This window comes from Streptomyces phaeochromogenes, from assembly GCF_001418655.1.
In the GTDB taxonomy this organism is placed as follows: Bacteria; Actinomycetota; Actinomycetes; order Streptomycetales; family Streptomycetaceae; genus Streptomyces; species Streptomyces phaeochromogenes.
On record NZ_LIQZ01000403.1, the window covers coordinates 1 to 953 of the forward strand.

Consider the following 953-nt stretch of genomic DNA (forward strand, 5'->3'; position numbering starts at 1 on the left):
GGCTGGCTGCGCGGGGCGGACGCGCTGTTCGCGCGGCTGGCCGACGAGGTGCCCTGGCGGGCCGAGCGGCGGCAGATGTACGAGCACATGGTGGACGTACCGCGACTGCTCGCGTTCTACGGCGCCGAGGACGCGCTGCCGGGCCTCGTCCTGGACGAGGCCCGTGACGCCCTGTCCGCGCACTACGCCGACGAGCTGCGGGAACCGTTCACCACCGCCGGGCTCTGCTTCTACCGGGACGGCCGGGACAGTGTGGCCTGGCACGGGGACCGGATCGGCCGGGGCGCCCGCGAGGACACGATGGTCGCCATCCTCTCCGTGGGCGCTCCGCGCGACCTGCTGCTACGGCCCAGGCGGGGCGGCACACCGGTGCGGCGCCCTCTCGGGCACGGCGACCTGATCGTGATGGGCGGCTCCTGCCAGCGCACCTGGGAACACGCGATCCCCAAGAGCGCTCGGGCGGCGGGTCCCCGGATCAGCGTCCAGTTCCGGCCGCACGGCGTGCAGTGACCCTCCGCAGGGGCGCCGCCTGCCACGGCGCCCCGACGCACTACGGATGGGGAACCGGCTCCTGTCGGCGGCGGCGCCACGAGCGGGCGCGCCGCGGTTCCTGGTCCGGCAGCCAGCCGAAGGCCAGGCAACTGCCGACGACACCGAGGACGAGCCCGATGAAGAAGCCGCCCAGGTTCGAGGTGATCCAGGTCCCCAGGGAGAGCAGGGCACCCAGGATCGAGTAGAAGAGGCGCTGGGCAGGGTTGAAGAGGATCAGCAGGCCGAGAATCAGCATCAGGGTCGGCAGGAGGTAGCCGGCCAGGCCCTGCATGCCGATGTGCATGACGACCTTCAGTGAAGCCTTCTCCGTGACCAGGATCTCCGCCCCGCCCAGGGCGAGCAGCAGCCCGCCCCAGAAGGGACGGGCCGCGCGCCAGCGCCGGAAGGCGACCATCAGCAGC

Annotated in this window: 2 protein-coding genes; one reads left to right on the forward strand and one right to left on the reverse strand. The window is 72.7% G+C overall.

The window, feature by feature from the left end; all coding sequences use genetic code 11:
- On the forward strand, nucleotides 1–510 hold a 510-nt coding region (locus tag AOK17_RS40320), incomplete at its 5' end, for an alpha-ketoglutarate-dependent dioxygenase AlkB (protein WP_055617603.1).
- A 40-nt stretch (nucleotides 511–550) separates the two neighbouring features.
- Here AOK17_RS40320 and AOK17_RS40325 read toward each other — a convergent pair.
- Nucleotides 551–946, reverse strand: coding sequence for a DUF6114 domain-containing protein (locus AOK17_RS40325; protein ID WP_055617604.1), 396 nt, complete (start codon nucleotides 944–946; stop codon nucleotides 551–553).
- Nucleotides 947–953 lie beyond the last annotated feature (7 nt).